We start from the raw sequence: 20320 nt of genomic DNA, 5'->3' as shown, positions 1-20320 counted from the left end.
TTTATGCCGGCGCACCTGAGATTCGAGGAAATTTCTGTCCGCGTCGCTCACAACGACGAGGTCCGCCTGCCTGCCAACCATCGATCAAACTCCTGCTCTTGTGACAGGAGCCAAACAAAATGAAGCTTACTTTGGTTCCAGGTGACTAGGCCCAGCGCTCTGCCGCCCTGCGAACAAGGCCGTCGAGGCTTGGGCCGGGCGCGCGCCCGGAGGCCGCCAAGGCGTCGATGATCTCTTTACAATTGTAGGGCCATGCACTCCGCTCGTCCGGGAGCAGTTTCTCTAGAGCGGCGATCAATGCGTGAGTCGCCTCTTCATCAAGAGCTGCTACCTCACATTTGAGGTGCAGGTTATGCGGGCCTGAGACAGTCACAAGGCGGCGGTTCACCACGGCGAGGATCGCTGCAAACTGATCAGGGAAGCGAGACGCGAATCGAAGCAGGGCAGCTGACATTTCCGGCGTCCGCACCGTGCGTTGTTTCGGCCAAATCCTGTTGATGAACGGCAGCACCATGTCTCGCCATTCCAGCGCGTCGGCTGCCCAGTCACCGACAAAATTCAGCACTGCCTGCCGCAGCGTATGATCGCCGAGGATCAACATGTCGCGAAGTTCGGCGTCCGAGACGATCTGATCGTGCCGTTTGCTGCCCCACCCGCTCAGTAAATATCCGACAAGGTTCTGTTCCGCCCTGCCGCCCGAACCTACCCTGGCGAGCATCGCAGGCTTCAACTGTACAAGCAGCTCCGGATCAGGGATGTAATGCATACCCGAGAATCCGGCCCAGAAGACATCGCCATTGGGCCCGTTGTCGGAGGCGAACGGCAGGACATATTCCTCCATCCATGCCTTCTGGTGGAAGTAAAACAGTTCGTGTTGCGCGCCACGTGATAAAGCGCGTGCCGTGCGTGATCGCCGGGCAGTTTGAGCGCCTTGGTCAGGCGGGCAATCCAGGTGGCCGGAACCTCAGTCTGTCCTTCCGGCAAAGTCACGTTCATGAGCGCGTTTACCAGCCTGCCGGCAACAGCATTCAGAGCCTCGAAAGCCCAGTCTCGCCCTGGTTTCTGCTTGTAAACGGACGGATGAAGGTTGGCTGCCTCAATGACCTTGTCCCAGATCGCATCGAACTCGCCCTGCCGGCGTGCCTCGAACCGGTTTGCACGTCTCGAAAGCCACTCGATCAACGGGTACCAGAACCGAGCAATATCGTCGGGGGGCACTTTTCGGATCAGAGCGACGACAATTGCGTTTTGGCGTTGAGTGGTTGCTGTTTCGCTCGTCGCTCTGAGGAAAGTATGCCAGTAGCGCCAAGCTGTCTCGACGTTGCGGCGCATTGCACTGTGCAAAGCCAGAATAGCGCTTGCCGGCTTCTTGACGGAATATCCGGCGAACGGATCGTGTTCGGTATAGTCCCGCCCCCGCCGTTCTCCCGCCTCTATGGGCAAAAGCCGACTGGGAGGAAAATCCAGGATGCTGGACGGGTCGTTGTCCGTCTTGACCGAACGGACAGGACCGATCCTCGGCTGAGCGGTGTATTCAGCCGCCTCCTCGCGCCAGCTCGGCGCGATCGCCCGAAGTCGGCGCATTTCGGCGCTTATGTCGAATCCGAATTCGATACGATTGGCTGAGAGCCATTGCAGTACATTGAGTCGCACATGTGCAGTGCTCTCCTTCGCTTCATCCGGCTCATATCCGTCAAATTGCGAGATCGGAGCTTGCAGAATTCGGGCCTCTATCAAGGCTCGGCTTCTTTCGGACATCTCTGCCCATCGGTCCCTGATGGAATACAACAGATCGCGCTCATGTTCGAAACCCCAGAACGTTCTGTCGCTCATTGTCGTGAAAACGCTCTCGGCGTCCTCAATTGGCATCAATCCGGCGCGGCCGGCCGCCCAGACGCTAAGCCGCTCAAAGACTAAACCGTCATACGTATCCCAGCTCCGCACTTCCTTACGCGCGGCATTCTTGTCCGACGCCTCCAGAGCCTCCATCAGTTGCGTGAAGCGGATCAACGGCCTTGTGAGTCCATAGGCACCGCCGCCAAGCTTCTCACCATCATTGGGCCGCGTAGTATCTAGGCAAATATAAGCGCCGATCTCCGTTTCCATCTGCTCGGCTTCGACGAGGAGCCCCCGCCATAGTGAGGTCACGAAAGGTAGGTCGGCTGCCTGGAAATCGAAATCTTCATGTGGAGCAGGATATTCGACATCGAGTGTCAAGAATTCGGCGGGATCAGCATCGCCCGCCATCGGCGGCGCGATGCCGGAAGCGCGATTAACAATGATCACGGGTCGTGACAACGCAACTGCTTCCCGGATCAGTCTTGTCGACCATCCCTCGCTTTTGACGCGATCCTGGATATGATAAAACATTAGATCGGGTTCCCGCTCTGGCTCTTTCCACAGCGCAAGGAGATACCGCCAATATTGAGGGAGTTTGCCGTTGCAGTTCTTCAACTGATACCGAAGATGCTGTTCCAGTCCCCTCGCGAGGTTGGGATGAACCGCTCGGAGTCCGGCGGCCCACCATAGTGCAGGGGTTCCGTTCATCCTGTTAATCAGGAATCGCGCAAGCAACCACAGCCGGCGAGGCATAGCCGCGCGACCGAAGAAGCTGCCCGCCTCTTCTGCTGCGATACCATCCAAGTCGGGCGGATGGGCCATGAAGGCGTTCCAAGCGGACTTCGGCACTTCGCGATCCCGATGAGGATTGTCGGGATCGATCGGCGTTGGGGCCTCGTCGCAGTCCAGCCCAAGGTTCCCGAAACAATCGAAAGTTCCGGCGTCGGAATCGAACCGCTTCAGCGGAAGAGATTTCAGATATCGTACATGCGGATCGAATACGTAGAGCCAAGTCGCCGGAAGAGCTGGCTCACCCGTCAAGAGGGTTTTCATTCCGGCCGCGGTCGATGCCAGATGCGCGATCTTGCCGCGAAATACTGGAGAAGCTTCGGCAGGTCCGCCAGCCGCGCCAGCTATAGTCTCTCGGCGCCAGGCATCCACATCTCGCGCCCGGTCTGCCCAGGCCTCCAATGTATCCCAGAGATTGCTGTATTGACTGCCGAAGGCGATGGGGACTACCCCTTTTTGCAGCCATTGCTCTTGGGCATCCGTTTCCCCGCCAAACTGGAAGGCATAGACATTGGCGACTGGGGACTGCTCCTCGCGGAGTGCCTCGAGAAGATACTGCACCGGCGGATCATCGGCAGAATAGCCGACGAAAACGATCTTGAACCGGTTCATCAGACTGCGGATATAATGGGTCGCCCATCCGTCAGATAGATATGCCTTACCGAAATCGGCACTGGAGAGAACGACAGCTTCGGATATACCAGCATAGTCTTCATCCACCCGGCCATGGACGTGGATAATGCCTTCGAAGGCCACAGGACGATCCGGGAGGGGCAGTTTGGACGGACCCCAGCTTTTCAAGGCGGGGTCACACGCCTCGAACAGACGGTCAAAATTGGTCGTAATCAGGCGTGGGCGGCCGTCAGCGCCTCTCGAAAGATCGATCAGCGTGCGGTGGGCACGCAGATCGGCGTCTGGCTTCGGCGTAAGCGCTTGCGCCACGGCATCCCGAACCTCCCGTGGCTCGAACTCAAGGTCGAGCGAACTGAACATTCGGTCGACGGGTACGTAAGACTTGGCACCCGATGGGGGCCTTGCCGCATCGTAGAGACGTCGTGCCTGGCTGCCGGTCAATGAGCCGAGGTCATCAATAACGTTCTTGGCCAGCGTTAGAAAATCGGCGAGCTTAGCATTAGCCAAAGAGACGCCAGCACCACAGAAAAACAGAACGTTGCCTTCATCACGGGCGACAAGGAGTTCGTCCGGAATATCTGGTCCGTGTTCATGAAACCTCACGCAAGTCGCTCCCCGTCAATATTTCCACGCCAGGATGCAACGGCGGCACCAGCACGCTCGGTTTCTTGCACGGCCTCAAAAAGGTATAGCGAACTTGTTCCGTGCAGTAACGATTCCCACTATGCGCTCTGCACCTACTCTACGGTGTTTAAGATTGTCTGGTCAAAGCCCACCGGGACCATCGTGTCGATAAACACATCTCTCACGACCCATGCCGACGATCTTGTTCCAGCGGCGGCGGTCAACGTCATGGATAAAGCGGACTACGAGATCAGAATGCCTCGAAACTTACCGAAACTCAGCTCCGCGAGAACGGAAAGTTCATCATGGTCATAACGCTTTCTGACCTATGCGCCATGCTCGAAGGAGCTGATCTCGGGGATCCACCCGAAAATCTGCTCTTTCAGAGAATGGACGAAATGCTGATGAGAATAGGCCGCTAGACCACCGCTCAGTCTATCCGGAACGGGATAGTAACGGATTGGTTGTTATCTAGGCTGGGAATTACGTTGCAAATTGCGCTGCAACTGGTAGTCCAAAAGCAGAACGAAACGGCAAATCAATATGACCACGTCTCGCCACATCGTGACCCTTTTAAAAAGCCACATCGCCGGCGATGAGGAGCGTTTCCTGTCGACCGCTCTGCAGTTGGCCGCGCATGAAGCGCGGCAAGGACACGGGAAGCTGGCACAGGAGGTGAAAGATCTCGTTGATACAGCAAAAACGCGAGAGCCGAGTATGCGCCGACCCGGTGGAGCGGTCGCACTTGTGCAGCCGAAGGGCGAGCTCGCCGGTCTGCTAAGTGCCCGTTATCCGGACACCCGCCTGACAGACATGGTTCTTGCGCGCCCGCTTCGCCAACGGCTCGACCGGATTTTGGCCGAACAACGTCAGCAGGCGAACCTGCGTAGCCACGGACTCCAGCCGCGCCGTAAGATCTTGCTCGTCGGTCCGCCAGGCGCCGGCAAGACGATGACGGCAAGCGCCTTGGCGGGGGAACTTCACCTACCCTTGTTCACCATCCTTCTGGACGGTCTGATCACCAAATTCATGGGCGAGACCGCGTCAAAGTTGCGCCTAGTATTTGATGCCATCACGGCAACACGTGGCGTATATCTTTTCGACGAGTTTGATGCGATCGGAGCCAAGAGGGGCGACAGGCAGGACGTTGGAGAAATCCGACGCGTGCTCAATTCCTTCCTGCAGTTTGTGGAACAGGATGAAAGCCACTCCTTAATCGTAGCAGCGACCAACCATCCTGAGCTGTTGGATCGGGCGCTTTTCCGTCGGTTCGACGACGTCATTGAATACACGCTTCCGGATGTATCGCTTATCGAAGCGATCCTTCGTAACAGACTCGATCGGTTTGCGACATCCGACGTATCATGGGCAGAAGTTGCGGCCTCCGCGCACGGACTTTCACCGGCGGATATTGCGCGCGTGGCTGACGACGCCGCTAAGTCCGTCATTCTGGATAACTCGGGCGCAGTAACAGCTGAAAGCATACTCGACGCGCTTGCCGAGCGCCGCTCCGCTGCCGAAGCCATGGATGCGGTCAACGGGCCATAATGGCAATCGGACCACGCAATCGCCCGCATTTCCTTCTCAAAGATAACGGCGCGGTAGAGCCATACCGGCGCCCCAACCGGAAAATTGATCCACCGGTGCTGCCTCAGCGTAATAGGCAGGTCCATGCTCACGCGTTGGCGCAAGCCATCGGGGTTGCGGTCGCCGCGGCAGAACAGCAGCTCGCCGCGCCCGGAGTGGCAGCATTCGAAACACGGGGATTCTATCTCGAGTTTGATCTTCCTGCCTCAGAACGGGCTGGAATCGACCAGCTCGCGAACAGACAACAAAAAATGGAGGTGGTCGCTGTCCGCGAGGCAGACGGCGATGCCGGTGGTCTTAAGGCCGCGGTATTTGTCCCGGAACGCGCAAAAAACTACTTCTTGAACAAGATCGAACAGTATCGAACGACGGACACAGACAAAGGACGCCCACGAAATGAGCCTTTGATATCCAGGATCGACACAGCTCAACTAGCATCGGCACGCTCCCTCTTCACTGATGAGGAAGGGCTATTTCCGCTGCACGATGACGTGGCGGTGTGGTGGGAAGTCTGGCTGCGCGAAGGTAGGCGTGAAAAGTTTGAAGCCATTGCTGCTGCCTTGGAGATACAGATGCGCCAGCACGCCATCCGCTTTCCGGAGCGTGAGGTTGTTTTGGCGCTTGCGAGCACGGCAACTGTGGATCGTGTGGTCGCACGTAGCGACACCATTGCCGAGTTACGGCGAGCAAAAGACACACCAGCGTTTTTTACTGGTCTTGGGGGTGCCGAACAACGAGCCTGGACCGACGATCTCGCTGATCGTGTTCAGGTCTCGGAAGCCGCCGATGACGTTGCGATATGTCTATTGGACAGTGGAGTGCGTCGCACGCATCCCCTGATCGAGCCGGTATTATCGGTCGATGATTGGCACACAATCAATCCTGACTGGGGCGCCGACGACACGCCAGCGTGGCAGGGGCACGGCACGCGCATGGCGGGGGTCGCTCTCTATAACGATCTGATCGATCCGCTGGCCGCTCAGGATCCCGTCGAACTGCGATATCGTCTGGAGAGTGTTAGAATTCTGCCGCCTGGCGACGCAGAAGAAAACCAGCCTGATCTTTACGGCGCGATTACCGGCGAGGCGATCGCACGGGCCGAAATCCAAGCGCCGCACCGAAGCCGCGTCATTGCGACTGCCATTACAAGCACGACCCCTTCGCGTGGGCGAGCCTCGTCCTGGTCTTCATCGATCGACCAGCTCTCCTTTGAAACCGATGCGCAGCGGTTGATCCTGATATCAGCCGGAAACATACGCATCGATCTAACTCCGGCGGATCTCCTTGTTCGCAACGACATAGAGCCGCTTGACGATCCCGCGCAGGCTTGGAACGCAATCACTATCGGAGCTTTCACCAACAAGGTTGACGTGGTCGATGTAGCTTTCGCCGGCTACGCCCCGATCGCGCCAGCTGGAGAACTGTCTCCGGCGAGTAGGACCTCCGTTAGCTGGGATCGCCAGTGGCCGGTCAAGCCGGATATTGTCATGGAGGGCGGCAACCTCGCGCATGACGGCGTGAATCCGGGCGAGCCGATCGATGATCTTCGCATCCTCACGACGCATTTCCGTCCAGAAAATCGCTACTTCTCTACGATCGGCGACACCAGTTCCGCAACCGGTCAAGCTGCCAAGCTCGCAGCGGAGATCATGGTCAGCCGGCCGGGGCTCTGGCCTGAGACTGTCCGTGCTTTATTGGTCCATTCCGCTGAATGGACACCTGCGATGGCCACCCGCATCACGGCCTGCCACGGCAACAAAACCCAATTGCAAGCGATTTTGCGCCGCTACGGTTACGGCGTGCCTGACCTCGGCCGGGCGCTGCTTTCCGCCAGTAACGACCTGACGTTGATGATCGAGGACGATATTCGACCCTTCCAGCGGGAAGGGAGTGGATCGGTCAAAACGAGAGATATGAAGCTTCATCTGCTTCCATGGCCAAAGGAGGACTTGCTGGCCTTGGGCGCTGAGCCTGTAGAGGTACGGGTCACGCTGTCCTATTTCGTTGAGCCAAATCCCGGCGAGCGTGGCTGGACCAGGCGTCACAGGTACGCCTCGCACGGATTGCGCTTCCAGATGAAAACAGCCACGGAATCCATCGACGAGTTCCGGGCCCGCATTAACCAGGCTGCCCGAAACGAGGAAGAAGGTGCACCGGTCAATGTCGGCGAAAGCTGGCTATTGGGTACATTCCGCGACACCGGATCGCTGCATTCGGATTTTTGGCGCGGAACCGCCGCTGATCTTGCCGAGCGTGACGCCATCGGTATCTTTCCAGTTGGTGGTTGGTGGAAAGAAAAACCATACCTGGACCGATACAACGAGCAGGCGCGATACTCGCTGATCGTGACCATTCGCGCTCCTGGTGCCGCGATTGATCTCTATGCGGCGGTCGAGACAACTCTGACTACAGAGATCGTCGCACAGGTGTAGGGTCCTTTGGAGTGATTGGCGCCCGACCCACCGTCGGCTTTTAGCGCGAGAACTTTATGTAATTGTTTGAAGAAGATGGCCGTTTGGCTTTGGCGAGAACAGCGAGATTGGCGGTTCGATTCCTTTCACATCAGGCTTTTTGTCAATTGTTCATTCGAGTGGCATCGAATTTCTCCTAGGTAAGCGGATCCGCGGTCTGAGCCCATAGCGATTACCGGCCCGGTTCTCGGGCCTGTACAACCTCACATCCGGTCGCCGCTTGGCGGCAGGCACCAATTTCCCGCTTTCGCGGGCGCGGGCTCAGGAGAACGGGACCAATCTCAAGACCGGCGGTTGAAGCCAAAAGGAATCCCGGTCCGTTCACCTGGATCCGTCAGGGCTAATCACTCCCTGAGGATTAGATCTGCTTTTCCCAGGCGCAAGCGCTTCAGGCGTTCTTCACGACTGCGCCTTCAATCACGACGCCGGAACTGACATACTTCCACAGTGCGACCAGTAGTTTTCGGGCCAGCGCCACAATCATCGGCTTTTTTAGACGACCGCTGTTTTGAGCGATGCGTTCCTTAAACCAGCAAGTTAGTGCCGACTTCGGTTGGTGCCGCAACCATAGCCAGGCGAGCTCGACCATGGTGGCTCGCAAACGCGGATTTCCTGCCTTGGACACGCCCTGTTCGCGATTGACGTTACCGCTTTGCCAAGGGGAGGGTGCAAGGCCCGCATAGGAAGCGATTTGCCGCCGATTGTCGAAGTGTCGGAACAAGCCTTCAGTGTAAAGTATGGTAGCGAACTCTGGACCTATTCCTTTGATTCCTAAAAGCGCGGTCGCTTCTTTCGGCGTTTCCGGCGTCTCCTGAACGATCAAGGCATCTCGCTCGGCTTCAACAGTCTTGATTTGTGTGAGCAACAATTCGAGGCGATCGAGTTCTCTGCAGATTTCGGCCTTCAGGTGTTTTGAGAGCGGCCGACCATCGCCAGTCCGAAGCTCGTCGAGACGTTGCCGTCGATCTCGATCGACCGGTTGGTATTCCCGAATTCCTTGAGTGAAGAGCAACCCCTTTATGCGATTGACGTGGAAGACACGTTCCGCAATCAGAGTTTTCCGCTCCCGTCCAAGCCGTCGATTGTCGTCTTCCTCGGGTGAGAGAAGTTTGACCATTGAGCACACGCGAGGCTCGCCACGTTTCCATGCCATCAATGCGCGGATCAGCGTTTCGCCGTCGATACGGTCGGTCTTCGCCCGGCGATGTCGACGCGGCATTGCGATTGAAGCGGCTTCTACAATGTGGCTCTCGATCCAAGCTTCTTTGCTCAACACTCGCCCATGGGCCGCATAGAGGCAGTGCCCACGCCGCTTCGGTTGGCGTGACGGAGTGAGTGTTCGACCTTCCCTCCGGTAGAGACGAGCCTTTTCCGCACCGCACAAGTAGATGTGGCGGCGCAAGCAATTGTCAAATCTCGACCACATCGCCCCACCATCAAGCTTTCGGCCAGCGCTATTTCCAAGTTCACGCTGGCCGAGGCGGAAAGCCTACGCCGTGGTAACGAGCCATGCTCGGCGCATCGAGAGAGTGCGACGGTTGGCCCCGAAATGATATCCGCGAAAGTACGGATAAAAGTAGTCTTCCACCCCACCGCCCCATCATCGGGTGCCGGCCCCGCCCCTTTCGGGCTAGCGAGAGTTTGGAAGCCGTCTGCTAGGAGTCGTAACTTGCGGGGTCGGCACAGCTAAGAGATGCGGAGATACAAGAATATGCAACGCAACAAAACGGCGTAATCCCGTCAGCTTAAAAAGGGATTTCCCGAATAATCATCACCCAAAAGGCTCATGAACGCTTGATGAACCAACCAGCAACTACAATTTAGAGTTTGCTAACAGTCCCTTCAAAGCGGGAACAGACCCTACCGCCCCATCATCATCCGGGCATGGGCCGTATAGAGGCAGTGCCCACGCCTCTTCGGTTGGCGTGACGGAGTGAGTGTTCGAATTTCCCTCCGGTAGAGACGAGCCTTTTCCGCACCGCACAAGTAGATGTGGCGGCGCAAGCAATTGTCAAATCTCGCGACCACATCGCCCCACCATCAAGCTTTCGGCCAGCGCTATTTCCAAGTTCACGCTGGCCGAGGCGGAAAGCCTACGCCGTGGTAACGAGCCAGCTCGGCGCATCGAGAGAGTGCGACGCTTGGCCCCGAAATGATATCCGCGAAAGTACGGATAAAAGTAGTCTTCCACCCCACCGCCCCATCATCAAGAGCTCGCCACTCAATACAAAGACAAGTCCTTTTGCAGCTCGGCCAGCGCGCATCTGCCGGTGGCAATAAGCACATCGCCGGTTGAGAGTCTCGTGACAAAAGCGTGACATCATCTGGTTCACGAGGCGTTCTTGACGCCCGACTTGCATTGCGGGATTTATAGCGAAGCGCGAATACACAGACGCAATAATTCAAGAGCCCGCCAATCATTGATTAGCGAGCTCTTGACGGGTCGTCGGGGTCGTGACTTAACCACTGTATATGCGACATAGCTAATATGCAAGTGGGTATCACGGTGACTATCCGATCACAAGCGGCGCTGATGACCTGTTTCCGCGCAGATCCCCAGCGCCTACGCCGTGGTAACCAGCCATGCTCGACGTGCGCGCACAATGCGACGTCAGATCTTCAAATGGTATCCGCTAAAGTACGGGGAAACGCAGTCTGGTCCCCATCGCCCCATCATCGCCGGGTAATGGTGCAAAAAAGGCTCGCACGGCGGGGAGTCCCTGCGGGCCAGACATCAACGGCGCTTACAGAGGTAAATGTGCCGCTCGAACATGGCGAATTTATGGGCGTAGACCCACGGAAATGCCACCTTGAAGCGTGAACAGCAGCTGATCGCGCACCGCCAGCCACGCTTTGCGGGGAGACTGCCTCAGTAGATTGTGCGAGGAATCGGATCGTGCGGCTGGCAATCGGTTTGGGCGCCACGGGTCAACAGGATGCCCGACTGGTTCAAAATGCCGTCGGTGATTCTAGCGGCCACCGCAGTTTGCGCTTGCATGACCCGGGCCGACTGCAAATCCGTCTGAACATTAATTGCCCAGACGATGACGCCATCAACGCTTCGGACCAGCCTCGCTGAGGCCGAGAGGAAATCGCCCTCATTTTGAATCGTTCCTTCGAGGAAAAACGATTGAGAATTCGTCCGCACTTTGTATGCCATTCCGGTTTTGACAATGACTTTGTCGCATTTTACCAATCCGCTGATGATTTCATCCGTGAGGCCCACGGGCAGCAGAGCAGCAACGTCTCCAATCGTATCGAAGTCACCGACCCACACTACAGGTTCTGGCCCGGTGGTCGGTGGCCGCGCCTTGCTGCTCTCATAACCAGGCAGGAGCGCACAGATTATCAGAAGAGCAACCGCGGCCCACATGAAGCGAGGACGCGAAAGCGGTTCCACCAAACTCTTGGCTGGTTCGAGAAGGGGCGGCGGATATGATGCGCTCGTGTCCGATCGGGTCGGCCCTTCATGATCGCGCGCAGGCGATCGCTTTGTAAAATGGGGAACATATGTGCCCCTGGGTATGTCGATCATAATCAGGTCTGCCCTGCCGGCGGTGAGATAATAGCGTTCAAGCTCACTTCTCAAGCGCATCGCGGCAGTCCTCACGCACGGGTCCGTTTGCGCGTCAAAATCGCTGCTACGCCCGAAGACGTCCATTGCAACCGTGAATGCCTTGATACGCTGTTCTCGACCAGCAAGAGTCTCATTGACAATGTACTCCAGAAACCTCACCAACCGATCCGGTACTTGGAAGCTTCCCCGTTGAACAAGTGTCGCCAATTGATCACGGACTTCGTCAACTGAAGGTGAAACTTTTGAGGCCTGTGACACCACCGCGTTCCGCAGCTCCAAACTCGTTACGGTGGTAAAATAACCTATCGCGACTAAAACGCGCGTAATTTACTGTAAATGAACCTTTCGCCTGCTGCTTTTCGACGGCTCCAGGCGCACCCGATCATCATGCAGCGCCGTGGCGTAATGATATCCGCTAAAGCACGGGAAAATTATTCTGGTGGGACCCCACCGCCCCATCATCATGTGGTGGCGATCTCACACTTTCTAGTGTCGCAGAGCCAAGAGGCTCCACAATTCCCCCACGGCCAAGGTGGTGCAAATGATGAGCACCAATAGGCCAACGACAATGAGAGTTTCAGTCCGTGTCATTCTTGACGAACTAGCTATTTCGCCCCCGGATTCAATCGGACTAACGTCCGACATCCCGCCGCTCGTTCCACAAGTACAAACGTTGACGTTCACTGGCCCTCTTTTGCGATCCTATCGACAAGCAGGAGTAAAGCCCGGTCCATGTCAGGGCCATCAAGAAGCGAGGGATCGTCAACCAACGCCTGAAGTACGCGCTCCGCGAGCCGAGCAACATCAGCCTCGCTGGACACGCAATGTCTCGACAGCCGTTTCAAGATGGAGATCAGCGCGTCTGGGTCGTCGTCCATGTCGCACCCTTACGCGCTCCCTTGGCGCATCCACTGAACTGTACGCTTCGGTGCAATCGGAGTCGATGCGCCGTGCTCCCTCAACCGGGGAGGTGCGCTCATGCCTCTAAGCCAAGATATTCACTTCGATAGCGGCGACCCTAAAGGCCTCTCTCGCCGTTTCGACAGAACCCAAATTTACGATGGCTCCGGCGCACGCAAGCTTTGCGAGCCCATAGTGCTTTCCACGCTCGGAGGGCCACCTGTTCAAGAGATAACTCCACGCCTCCTCGGGACCTCGAATTGCCTCGGCCATGCCATTACCGATCCTGACATAGATCGGTACCCGCCATCAAACACTCATAGCCGGTAACCGTTGAAATTCGATCCCTGCACCAATGCTCTCACCATGGAGAAACTCCCGTTGCTCGTCCATGGAAAAGCGATCACAGATCAGGAAGGACAGGACAACGTGGGGCCAGAACACCGGTTACCTTTGTTTTCAGCCGTGGCGACTTTTCATTGTCGATTCATGCGTGGACATTGCCAAAACACCCCCTATCCAAACTTGGCACCTCCGCCGAGTTTCGATAGGGGGCAGTGCTCCTAATGGCTCGACGTATGGCGCAAAGGCGGATCGAGTCCGGCGGTGGCAAGATTCGACCTCCTGCCCGCGCCACCCAAGCCTTGGGTGTCTGGTGTTCGTGCAAGTATCAGGTCCTCCGGAAGGACGTAGATTTGCTCCAGCATCCGGTCGAGCAGGTCTAGTTCGTTAAGCAGCGCTCGATGACGGTCATCCGGCAATACTTGCAGGGCGTATTCGATCACGGCGCGCAATCGCCGCGCGATCTGGAAGTTTTCCGCGCCATACAATCGTATCTCGCTGAAGGTCAGCTCTACGAAGTCCTCCCAGTTCGGTGTCCTGCGGATGAGCCGCAACTTTCCTGACTTGCCGCGAATTTCCTCCCCGAGAAGCTGCCTTCTGCCGACAAAGCAGAGAAGGCGCTGAAGCTGGTCTATGGCGAGAACTGCCGTCGTTGGATCGTTGATCGCCTTTGAGAGAGCCTTGATGGCGATATCCACAATGATTCGAAAAGCAAATGTCGAATCCTGCTCGAGGGTTCGCTCTGGTCCGAAGGCCACAAGGGCCTTCAGCGCCCGGTCGCGTGGCAGTCTTGGGCCAAACAGCCGAAACAGCGCCTCGTCAGTCCCGACGAAGTCACCCACTCTTGGGACAAGCTCGATAACGCAGTTCTTATTCTCGCCGAGCGCGACGAGGGCGTTCAAGTTAACGGCCACCACGATCGCCGGATTCGCCTTGTGGTACACGATGCGGTCGGGCACGTCAGACAGAACGAAAACGCCTCCATGCGTATCTTCATGCTTAGCACCCTGGCGGTAGACATCTTTGATGACGCGATGGCCCTTTTCACCTACCTTCAGGATGATGCTGACCGGTCGCAGCAGGCGCGCGGCATAGTCGATAAGGTAAAGAAACGCGGCAATCGAACAAAAGCCCAGCATCCCGGCAATTCCGGATATGCCGTGTGGAACGGTGGTGACGAGCCTTGCGAGGGCCCCCGTTGCAAAAAGCAGCGTGAATATGAAAAGGCCGACCGTAAACCGGATGGCATTATCGCTCAGAAGCGCCGTTGCGATGATCCTGGGCGTTAACTGACCTCCCGCGACCTGAATTGCCACAAGTAGCGAACCAAAGGTAAATACAACAAAGGTTAGCGTCATTGTGATGATCGTCTCCAACATGCGTTGGGTTCCCTCGACGCCCCAAGGCCAAACATCTGCCCACAGGATCCAGGCATCGAACAGGTAAGCGTAACGGATTGCACCGACGTAAAGCACGAGAGCGATAAACGGAACGATCCACAGCGAGGATCGGATGTAGCTATTGAAGCTGTACCATTGGTTCCAACGCATCAGGTGAACTCTCTGCTGGAATCGCCGATCGGAGGGATCCTGCCCTCCCATAATCAATCAAAATCCCGAGTGTCTTGCATTGATAGCGATCAAGAACAGGCAGTTCTTATTTTGATCTCGCTCAATGCCCGTTGCACGCGGGGCTGATAGCCTTCAGGGAAAACCGCTCCGAGCGGACTCTCGGGTCGGCAAAACTTCCACGAATAAACGTGGCGGGCCACATATTCGAAGGTGGAAAACCCAGGGGCGAGCGATGTTACAATCGAAAAGAAAACCTAGATACGTCTGCGTCCCGGCAGCTTTCGGCCTTTTCAATGTCGTCGATACCAAGAGTGGGCTGCCGGCGGAAGTGGACGTGACTGCAGTATTGCTCACACGGCAAGAAGTGCGGCAACTAATCTCGTGGCTCGAAACCAAGATTGCATTGTCAGAACGCGATGGTGGAGGCGCTTGTCCAGCCAAGTCATCCACTGCAGCGGAAGCCATTGAAACAGAATGGCAATTGGGGGTGGGAGCTAGCCATCGGGCTCGTATGGCTTCTTGAAATCCACCTGGCGGACAGAGGTGGCTCGGATTCTCTGAACAGCTTATGGCGCTTCGCTAAGTGGATTTCCACCTCGATTAGGCTGCCACTGGCCTGCTGCCGGTTTCGTGGACACCGAGTTAAGGTGTTTCCAATGAAACTGGAGCGCATGAATGCAACGAAGGAAGTTCAGCCGCGAGTACAAGCTTGAGGCAGTGAAGTTGGTGCGAGAGCGTGGGGGCAACGTTGCGCAGGCATCCCGCGATCTGGATGTTCATGAGAATGTCCTGCGCAAGTGGGTCAGGGAATACGGTTCCGACCCTGACCTGATCCGGAGAAGGTTCAAGGGAGCGCATGGTATCCGCGTTTGCACCTGTCATTGCCGCTCCCCGTCGAGAAATACAGTGAATTGCAAGCCATCATGCGCATTCTGGAGACAGCTTGTTGTTTAGTACATTCTTAATAACAGCGATGACACGATCCTGACGAGCTGTGAAGTGCATAAGGGTAATAAGATCGTAAATGGCAACCAAAGGCGGTGGTCATGGCTTCGCGATCGACAGGGTCTCAGGAGCGTGAATGGATACCCCCGAAATCATGGTGGATTATGCCCAAGTATTCAAACCTCGTTAGACCCCTATTCCTCCTGGCACGCACCGGCGTTTTGTCGGCATTTACGTCACTCGTCTCGGATGGGTGTCAGACAGGCTGAACGAGGTTACCGACAACCCTCTGCCAAGGCAGAACCGTCACCGGCAACTGACGTATCCGCGCCGTCGCGCGCTGATCATGGAGGTAACCGCCATATTTGGTGCGGTGGCCGGCATCTGCACGTGCTGCGCAATCCTCAACCTTCTGTCGGGCTTAATGATCCCGATGTTTCGTTTGTGCGCGCGCATCTGAGCAATGGTGACAGCGGGATTGACGGCGAGAGAATGTTCGCGTCGGTAGTGGGGGACGGCGTCGCGGTGGCATCAGAGCAGACAAGGATGGTTTACGGTCAGCTCAGTCGCGAGTTGGCGTTGTTTCTCCCGGTCGGCCTGTTCATTGCCACGTTCATCGTGGTTATGGTCGTGGTGTTTTCCAGAGACAGGCTGTCGCCACGTGCCGAGCTTGAGTTTGCAATCCACAAGCGGCAATTCGATCGTTCACTATCAGCCCATCGTCGAATTAGCGACCGGCATCTGTGTGGGTGCCGAAGCGCTGGTGCGATGGAAGCGGCGAGACGGCAGCCTCGTCAGGCCTGATCTCTTCATTCCACTGGCGGAGGAGACGGGATTGATCGCGCCGATCACGGATCAGGTACTCGACGAGGTCGTCCGAGAACTGAACACTGTTCTGGTCGGCGACAGAGGGCTCAATATTGCCATCAACCTCTCCGCGGCCGACATCAAATCGGGCCACTTCATGGACATGATAGCCGAAAGGCTCCAGCACACGGGCATTCGCAACGAGCAAATCTGGCTAGAGGCGACCGAAAGAGGCTTCGTCGACGTAGATGCCGCCCGCGCCAATTTGGACAGAGCGCGAAGAGCTGGCCATTTGATCGCCATTGATGACATTGGCACCGGGTATTCAAGTCTTCAGTACCTTCAAGGTTTGCCTGTAGATGCGCTTAAGTCGACGAGAGTTTATCGAGACGATCGGACGAGGCGCGGCGACGAGTTCGGTAACCATGCACATAATCGCGATGGCAAAAGAGCTTGGGCTGTTCTCCGTGGCGAAAGGTGTCGAGACCGAAGCGCAAGCCGCCTATCTTCGCAAATATGGCGTTTCGTTCGGGCAAGGCGGGCTTTTCTCCAAGCCGCTCACCGCAAAGGAGTTTATCGAATTTCGTGATGCCTCGGTTGCCCGATTTGGAAAGGCTCCCGAAATCATCCCGGCCGACAAATGATTTGATACGAAGTCCTTTTCTACCGCGATATCTATGACAATCGCGCGAGGGCGACTACTCCCAATCTCACGGCGTCTTAAGCGAGCATCGATGCCAAGACTGTATGGAAAATCTATTTGTTGACCGGGCACACGGCTTCTTCTCCTGCTTGGATGTCACAGCGGAAATGCCGACGGAGCCTAAACCGATCTTACTAAGTAACGACCGTTTGTCATTGCGCTCTGGCGCGCACGAGCAGTCGGGAAGACCATTCTGAACAGCATTGATCGCACGCAATGCCCGGCGCCGGTGCATGCGCTATCTTTGGAAAGCGAACAACATTTCGTCCTCTGGAGTTTTTGCGATGAAAGTGGCTATGATCATTGGACTTGCCTTAATGACTGCCGCTTCTGGGATTGCACCCGTAGAGGCCCAGCAAAGTAGGCGCGAATTTCGACGAATGAACTGGAGTGAGAATCTGCCTGAGGCGGTGCGAACCTATCACGAGAGACGTTTTACGATTGTAAGCTATCGTACGGCCGATTTTTCCGAGACCGGCTCACACCCGACACAGGGAAGCGAAGAGCACGTCAAAGCCATCCGCGATGCAATTCGCGCGAACAAATGGCTTACGGCCCAGCTCAAGACCAAGAAGCTAACCGCGAACGATATCGAATGGGTTTCGCGGGCACGCAACGGAAATATGACATTCTATACGAAATGACTGGCATTCACGCAGGTTTGCGGCCAAGGCAGGGCGCTAGGACGGTAATAGGGGTCTATCTCATCTATCGTTGGACCCTATGTAAATGGCATCGCCGTCTTTCGCGTGTTCCGCATCGTATAGGTCGGCGCGTCTGGCTATTTCCTGGAAATCTTCGAGCACCAATAACCCGCCGTGATGGAAATGCCGGTCATAACGTCGGGTGAATACAGCTGTCACAGTGTTGGATTTAAGTCTGCTGGAGCCAAGTGTTGCTTTGCATTTGATCGTAAGACTGCAGTCCCACATTCCAACAAGATAGCCCGGCACTTGATTTGAAACGTGGCATTTAATTTGAGATACCGGCTGATAGGCACAAGTCTTACGTGTGGTCTTGCTTTTGAAACTACTTTCAGCGACCATGATGAAGCTTGGAAGGGCGCCCTCTGAAATTTATGGGTGGCTGACTGCCTACGATCCTGATTGTGGTGAACGAAGGTTGCTTCGATTTCTATTTAACCTGCGGCATCTGCATTCGGAAAACTTTGCAGGAAGCTAACAATTAGAAAAATCTTATGAGCCCAGACAGCCTGCTCCCGACTTCCAGTGAAGCAAGTCCCCCAGTGGAAATCTCTGTTGCTGAGGAAAAGAAGCAGCAGAGAGACGACTTCAAGGCTGCGACAAAAACCATGTTGGCGCAGCGCGTCGGGTATCTTTGCTCCAACCCTGACTGCCGGCGACCGACTATCGGCCCTAAGATGGGCCAGCCAGGTGCACTGTCAGTTGGGGTTGCGGCGCACATCAAAGCCGCATCACCTGGCGGACCTCGTTATGACGAACACCAAACACCCTTGGAGCGAAGTGCATACGACAACGGGATCTGGCTCTGCGCAAATGATGCGCACATCATTGATCACGACAAGCAGACTTTCACGGCGGAAATGCTACGAGATTGGAAGCGTGAAGCCGAAAGGCGCGCCTTCCAACAGCTTTCAAGCGGGCGGGGGTACGCGCGAGTGTATAGCCCCGTCGATGATCTGGCAGGCGAGCTTCGCGAGCTAACCCAGCTACTCGGCTTACCGGAGGAAACAAATCTCCTCGCATTGCGGGAAAAAGTGAAGGCAGGCGCCTTGGTTCAAATCGAGGCCTTTATGGCGAGCCCTCGCTGGCCCCGCCACCCCGTCATGCTGGAACTCAGAGTTCAAGTGGGTAACCAGGTTGAACCGCTTGAGCTGTCCCGCTTCGGTCCGTCGCTGATGGCGGGTCAGAAAATCATACTGCTGTCCGGCCCCGGAACCGGCAAGACGACTACTCTTTATCAAGCCGCGCGCGCGATGACCGATTCTGGGCCTGTTCCAATGTTCGTGCCGCTCAGCGAGTGGGCTGAGGGAGGTGTCGACTTGTTCGGTTGGCTCGTGGGGCGCCACGGCTATGAAGGTCTCAGTCCAAATCATCTGAAGTTCCTGTCGCATCACGGCGACCTGGCTTTGCTCCTCGATGGCTGGAATGAGGTGCCAGTTCTCGTCCGACGCCGCCTGATAAAGGAGTTAGAGGGCCTCCAACGCGATTACCCATTGCTAAACCTTGTGATGACCAGCCGGCGAGACACTTTGGACGTGCCACTCGCTGGGATAAGAGTTGATGTTCTTGGCCTTTCCCAAGGTCAACAAGCCGAGATCGCAGGAGCCACGGCCGGTGAAACCGGGTTGAAGGTCCTGGACAATGCATGGCGGATTCCTGGCCTGCGCGAGTTGGTGTCCGTCCCGCTCTACCTTCGCTCTATCCTGGAGGCGTCTCCGACTGGCCGTCTCCCGGACACGAAGGAAGAGATTCTCAGCTCTTTGGTCGGAGTGCACGAACACAGCCCAGCAAACGCGGAGCTGTTCCACCGCGAGCTACTAGGGCTTCAGGACCGATATCTGGCGGCCCTAGCAACGAAGGCGCAGGAAACGGGAAGGGCAGCCTTAAAGCAGGGAGATGCGCGCCGCGTCGTAGGCGCTGTGAACAGGACACTTATCGAGGAAGGTGAGACGATTTCTCCGCCCAGCGCCCAACATGTTAGGCCGTAAACCCATAAATTGTCTTGGCGTTTTTCGCGCGGCGTGATTCAAGGCTTCCGAATAGGAGCTACGATGACGCGCCGCCGCTACGAACTCACGGACCATGAGTGGTCAATCATCTCGCCACTGCTGCCGAACAAGCCTCGGGGCGTTCCTCGTGTTGATGACCGACGGGTCCTGAACGGCATCCTCTGGCGCTTTCGAACAGGCTCGCCGTGGGCGGAGGTCCCGGAACGGTATGGTCCGCCAACCACCTGCTATAATCGCTTCGTCCGTTGGCGGAAGGCTGGTGTCTGGGATCGGCTTCTTGAAGCCGTTTCAGAAGCTTATGACGGCGACATCGTCATGATTGACTCGACCTGTGTTCGCGTTCACCAGCACGCGGCCACGGGAAAAAGGGGGATCGAGACGACGGTGGCATGGGACGTTCCCGCGGCGGGCTTACGAGCAAAATCCACGCGCTCGTCGATGCCGAAGGTCGGCCAGTCACGCTCCGTCTGACCGGCGGCCAGATTGCCGATTGCACCGAGGCCGATGCGCTGACGGACGGCCTCGGCCAAGGCGACATCCTGCTTGCCGATAAGGGCTATGACAGCAACGCCATCCGAGCCAAGGCGGCCGCGCGCAAGGCTTGGGCCAACATCCCGCCGAAGGCAAACCGCAAGGGCTCCTTCTCATTCTCGCGCTGGGTTTACAGGCAACGAAACCTCGTGGAGAGATTCTTCAACAAGATCAAACAGTTTCGAGGTATAGCTACTCGCTATGACAAGCGCCCAGAAAATTATCTCGCTGCTGTCAAAATCGTCGCGGCAAGGATCTGGTGTCAGAGTTTATGAGTCGACGGCCTAG

At 56.6% G+C, this 20320-nt stretch carries 12 protein-coding genes and 3 pseudogenes; 8 read left to right on the top strand and 7 right to left on the bottom strand.

The genetic code is table 11. The features are described from left to right. Positions 1 to 145: 145 nt before the first annotated feature. Together AC1DF8_RS35630 and AC1DF8_RS35625 are read right to left on the bottom strand one after the other, a co-directional pair. Entirely contained in the window at positions 146 to 841 is a 696-nt protein-coding gene (locus tag AC1DF8_RS35630; protein WP_478157463.1) for a hypothetical protein, read from the bottom strand. Next, positions 727 to 3864 (bottom strand): SIR2 family protein, encoded by a 3138-nt coding sequence (locus tag AC1DF8_RS35625; protein ID WP_478157462.1) that lies wholly within the window; start codon positions 3862 to 3864, stop codon positions 727 to 729. Before AC1DF8_RS35625 ends, AC1DF8_RS35630 begins: the two co-directional genes overlap by 115 nt. Before the next feature lie 564 nt (positions 3865 to 4428). Here AC1DF8_RS35625 and AC1DF8_RS35620 point away from each other — a divergent pair. Next, a complete protein-coding gene (locus AC1DF8_RS35620) occupies positions 4429 to 5433 on the top strand; it encodes an AAA family ATPase (protein WP_478157460.1) in 1005 nt (334 codons plus the stop codon). Further along, on the top strand, positions 5433 to 7904 hold the full coding sequence (locus AC1DF8_RS35615) for a S8 family peptidase (protein ID WP_164049235.1): 2472 nt from the start codon (positions 5433 to 5435) through the stop codon (positions 7902 to 7904). Before AC1DF8_RS35620 ends, AC1DF8_RS35615 begins: the two co-directional genes overlap by 1 nt. A gap of 427 nt (positions 7905 to 8331) precedes the next feature. Here the strand turns inward: AC1DF8_RS35615 and AC1DF8_RS35610 are convergent. The 5 genes and pseudogenes from AC1DF8_RS35610 to AC1DF8_RS35590 form a co-directional block, all read right to left on the bottom strand. Then, positions 8332 to 9222, bottom strand: a pseudogene (locus AC1DF8_RS35610) (IS110 family RNA-guided transposase); the annotation flags it as partial. Between the two features lie 1590 nt (positions 9223 to 10812). Continuing rightward, complete coding sequence (locus AC1DF8_RS35605) at positions 10813 to 11679, bottom strand: hypothetical protein (protein ID WP_478157458.1); 867 nt, start codon at positions 11677 to 11679, stop codon at positions 10813 to 10815. Between the two features lie 521 nt (positions 11680 to 12200). Beyond that, complete coding sequence (locus AC1DF8_RS35600; RefSeq protein WP_478157456.1) at positions 12201 to 12398, bottom strand: hypothetical protein; 198 nt, start codon at positions 12396 to 12398, stop codon at positions 12201 to 12203. Between the two features lie 106 nt (positions 12399 to 12504). Then, on the bottom strand, positions 12505 to 12717 hold the full coding sequence (locus tag AC1DF8_RS35595) for a DUF982 domain-containing protein (protein WP_478157469.1): 213 nt from the start codon (positions 12715 to 12717) through the stop codon (positions 12505 to 12507). A gap of 266 nt (positions 12718 to 12983) precedes the next feature. Continuing rightward, positions 12984 to 14312, bottom strand: a complete 1329-nt coding sequence (locus AC1DF8_RS35590) for a DUF2254 domain-containing protein (protein WP_478157454.1) — start codon at positions 14310 to 14312, stop codon at positions 12984 to 12986. Positions 14313 to 15008: 696 nt separating this feature from the next. Here AC1DF8_RS35590 and AC1DF8_RS35585 point away from each other — a divergent pair. The 6 genes and pseudogenes from AC1DF8_RS35585 to AC1DF8_RS35560 all read left to right on the top strand — a co-directional run. Then, positions 15009 to 15158, top strand: a pseudogene (locus AC1DF8_RS35585) (transposase); the annotation flags it as partial. A gap of 781 nt (positions 15159 to 15939) precedes the next feature. Beyond that, positions 15940 to 16398 (top strand): annotated as a pseudogene (locus AC1DF8_RS35580) (EAL domain-containing protein); the annotation flags it as partial. A 46-nt stretch (positions 16399 to 16444) separates the two neighbouring features. Continuing rightward, positions 16445 to 16729: an EAL domain-containing protein gene (locus tag AC1DF8_RS35575; RefSeq protein WP_478157467.1), complete on the top strand. Its 285-nt coding sequence runs from the start codon at positions 16445 to 16447 to the stop codon at positions 16727 to 16729. Positions 16730 to 17084: 355 nt separating this feature from the next. Further along, positions 17085 to 17432 carry a hypothetical protein gene (locus AC1DF8_RS35570; protein WP_478157465.1) on the top strand — a complete coding sequence of 116 codons (348 nt, stop codon included), beginning with the start codon at positions 17085 to 17087 and terminating at the stop codon, positions 17430 to 17432. A gap of 602 nt (positions 17433 to 18034) precedes the next feature. Further along, complete coding sequence (locus AC1DF8_RS35565; protein ID WP_478157452.1) at positions 18035 to 19480, top strand: NACHT domain-containing protein; 1446 nt, start codon at positions 18035 to 18037, stop codon at positions 19478 to 19480. A gap of 63 nt (positions 19481 to 19543) precedes the next feature. Further along, positions 19544 to 20307, top strand: a protein-coding gene (locus AC1DF8_RS35560) for an IS5 family transposase (protein ID WP_478157450.1) whose coding sequence is annotated in 2 segments (ribosomal slippage) — positions 19544 to 19859 and positions 19859 to 20307 — 765 coding nt in all. Because the reading frame shifts where the segments join, the coding sequence is not laid out codon by codon here. Positions 20308 to 20320 lie beyond the last annotated feature (13 nt).

The sequence above is a fragment of the Rhizobium sp. 05N49 genome, from assembly GCF_056396805.1.
The sequence above is the reverse complement of the archived record's forward strand: the minus strand, read 5'-3'. Positions and strand labels throughout refer to the sequence as shown.

Coding starts and splice junctions, on each gene's coding strand:
- AC1DF8_RS35590 (WP_478157454.1), bottom strand. CDS start 14,312: ATGCGTTGGAACCAATGGTACAGCTTCAATAGCTACATCCGATCCTCG.
- AC1DF8_RS35575 (WP_478157467.1), top strand. CDS start 16,445: ATGCGCTTAAGTCGACGAGAGTTTATCGAGACGATCGGACGAGGCGCG.
- AC1DF8_RS35630 (WP_478157463.1), bottom strand. CDS start 841: ATGGAGGAATATGTCCTGCCGTTCGCCTCCGACAACGGGCCCAATGGC.
- AC1DF8_RS35615 (WP_164049235.1), top strand. CDS start 5,433: ATGGCAATCGGACCACGCAATCGCCCGCATTTCCTTCTCAAAGATAAC.
- AC1DF8_RS35600 (WP_478157456.1), bottom strand. CDS start 12,398: ATGGACGACGACCCAGACGCGCTGATCTCCATCTTGAAACGGCTGTCG.
- AC1DF8_RS35620 (WP_478157460.1), top strand. CDS start 4,429: ATGACCACGTCTCGCCACATCGTGACCCTTTTAAAAAGCCACATCGCC.
- AC1DF8_RS35570 (WP_478157465.1), top strand. CDS start 17,085: ATGATCATTGGACTTGCCTTAATGACTGCCGCTTCTGGGATTGCACCC.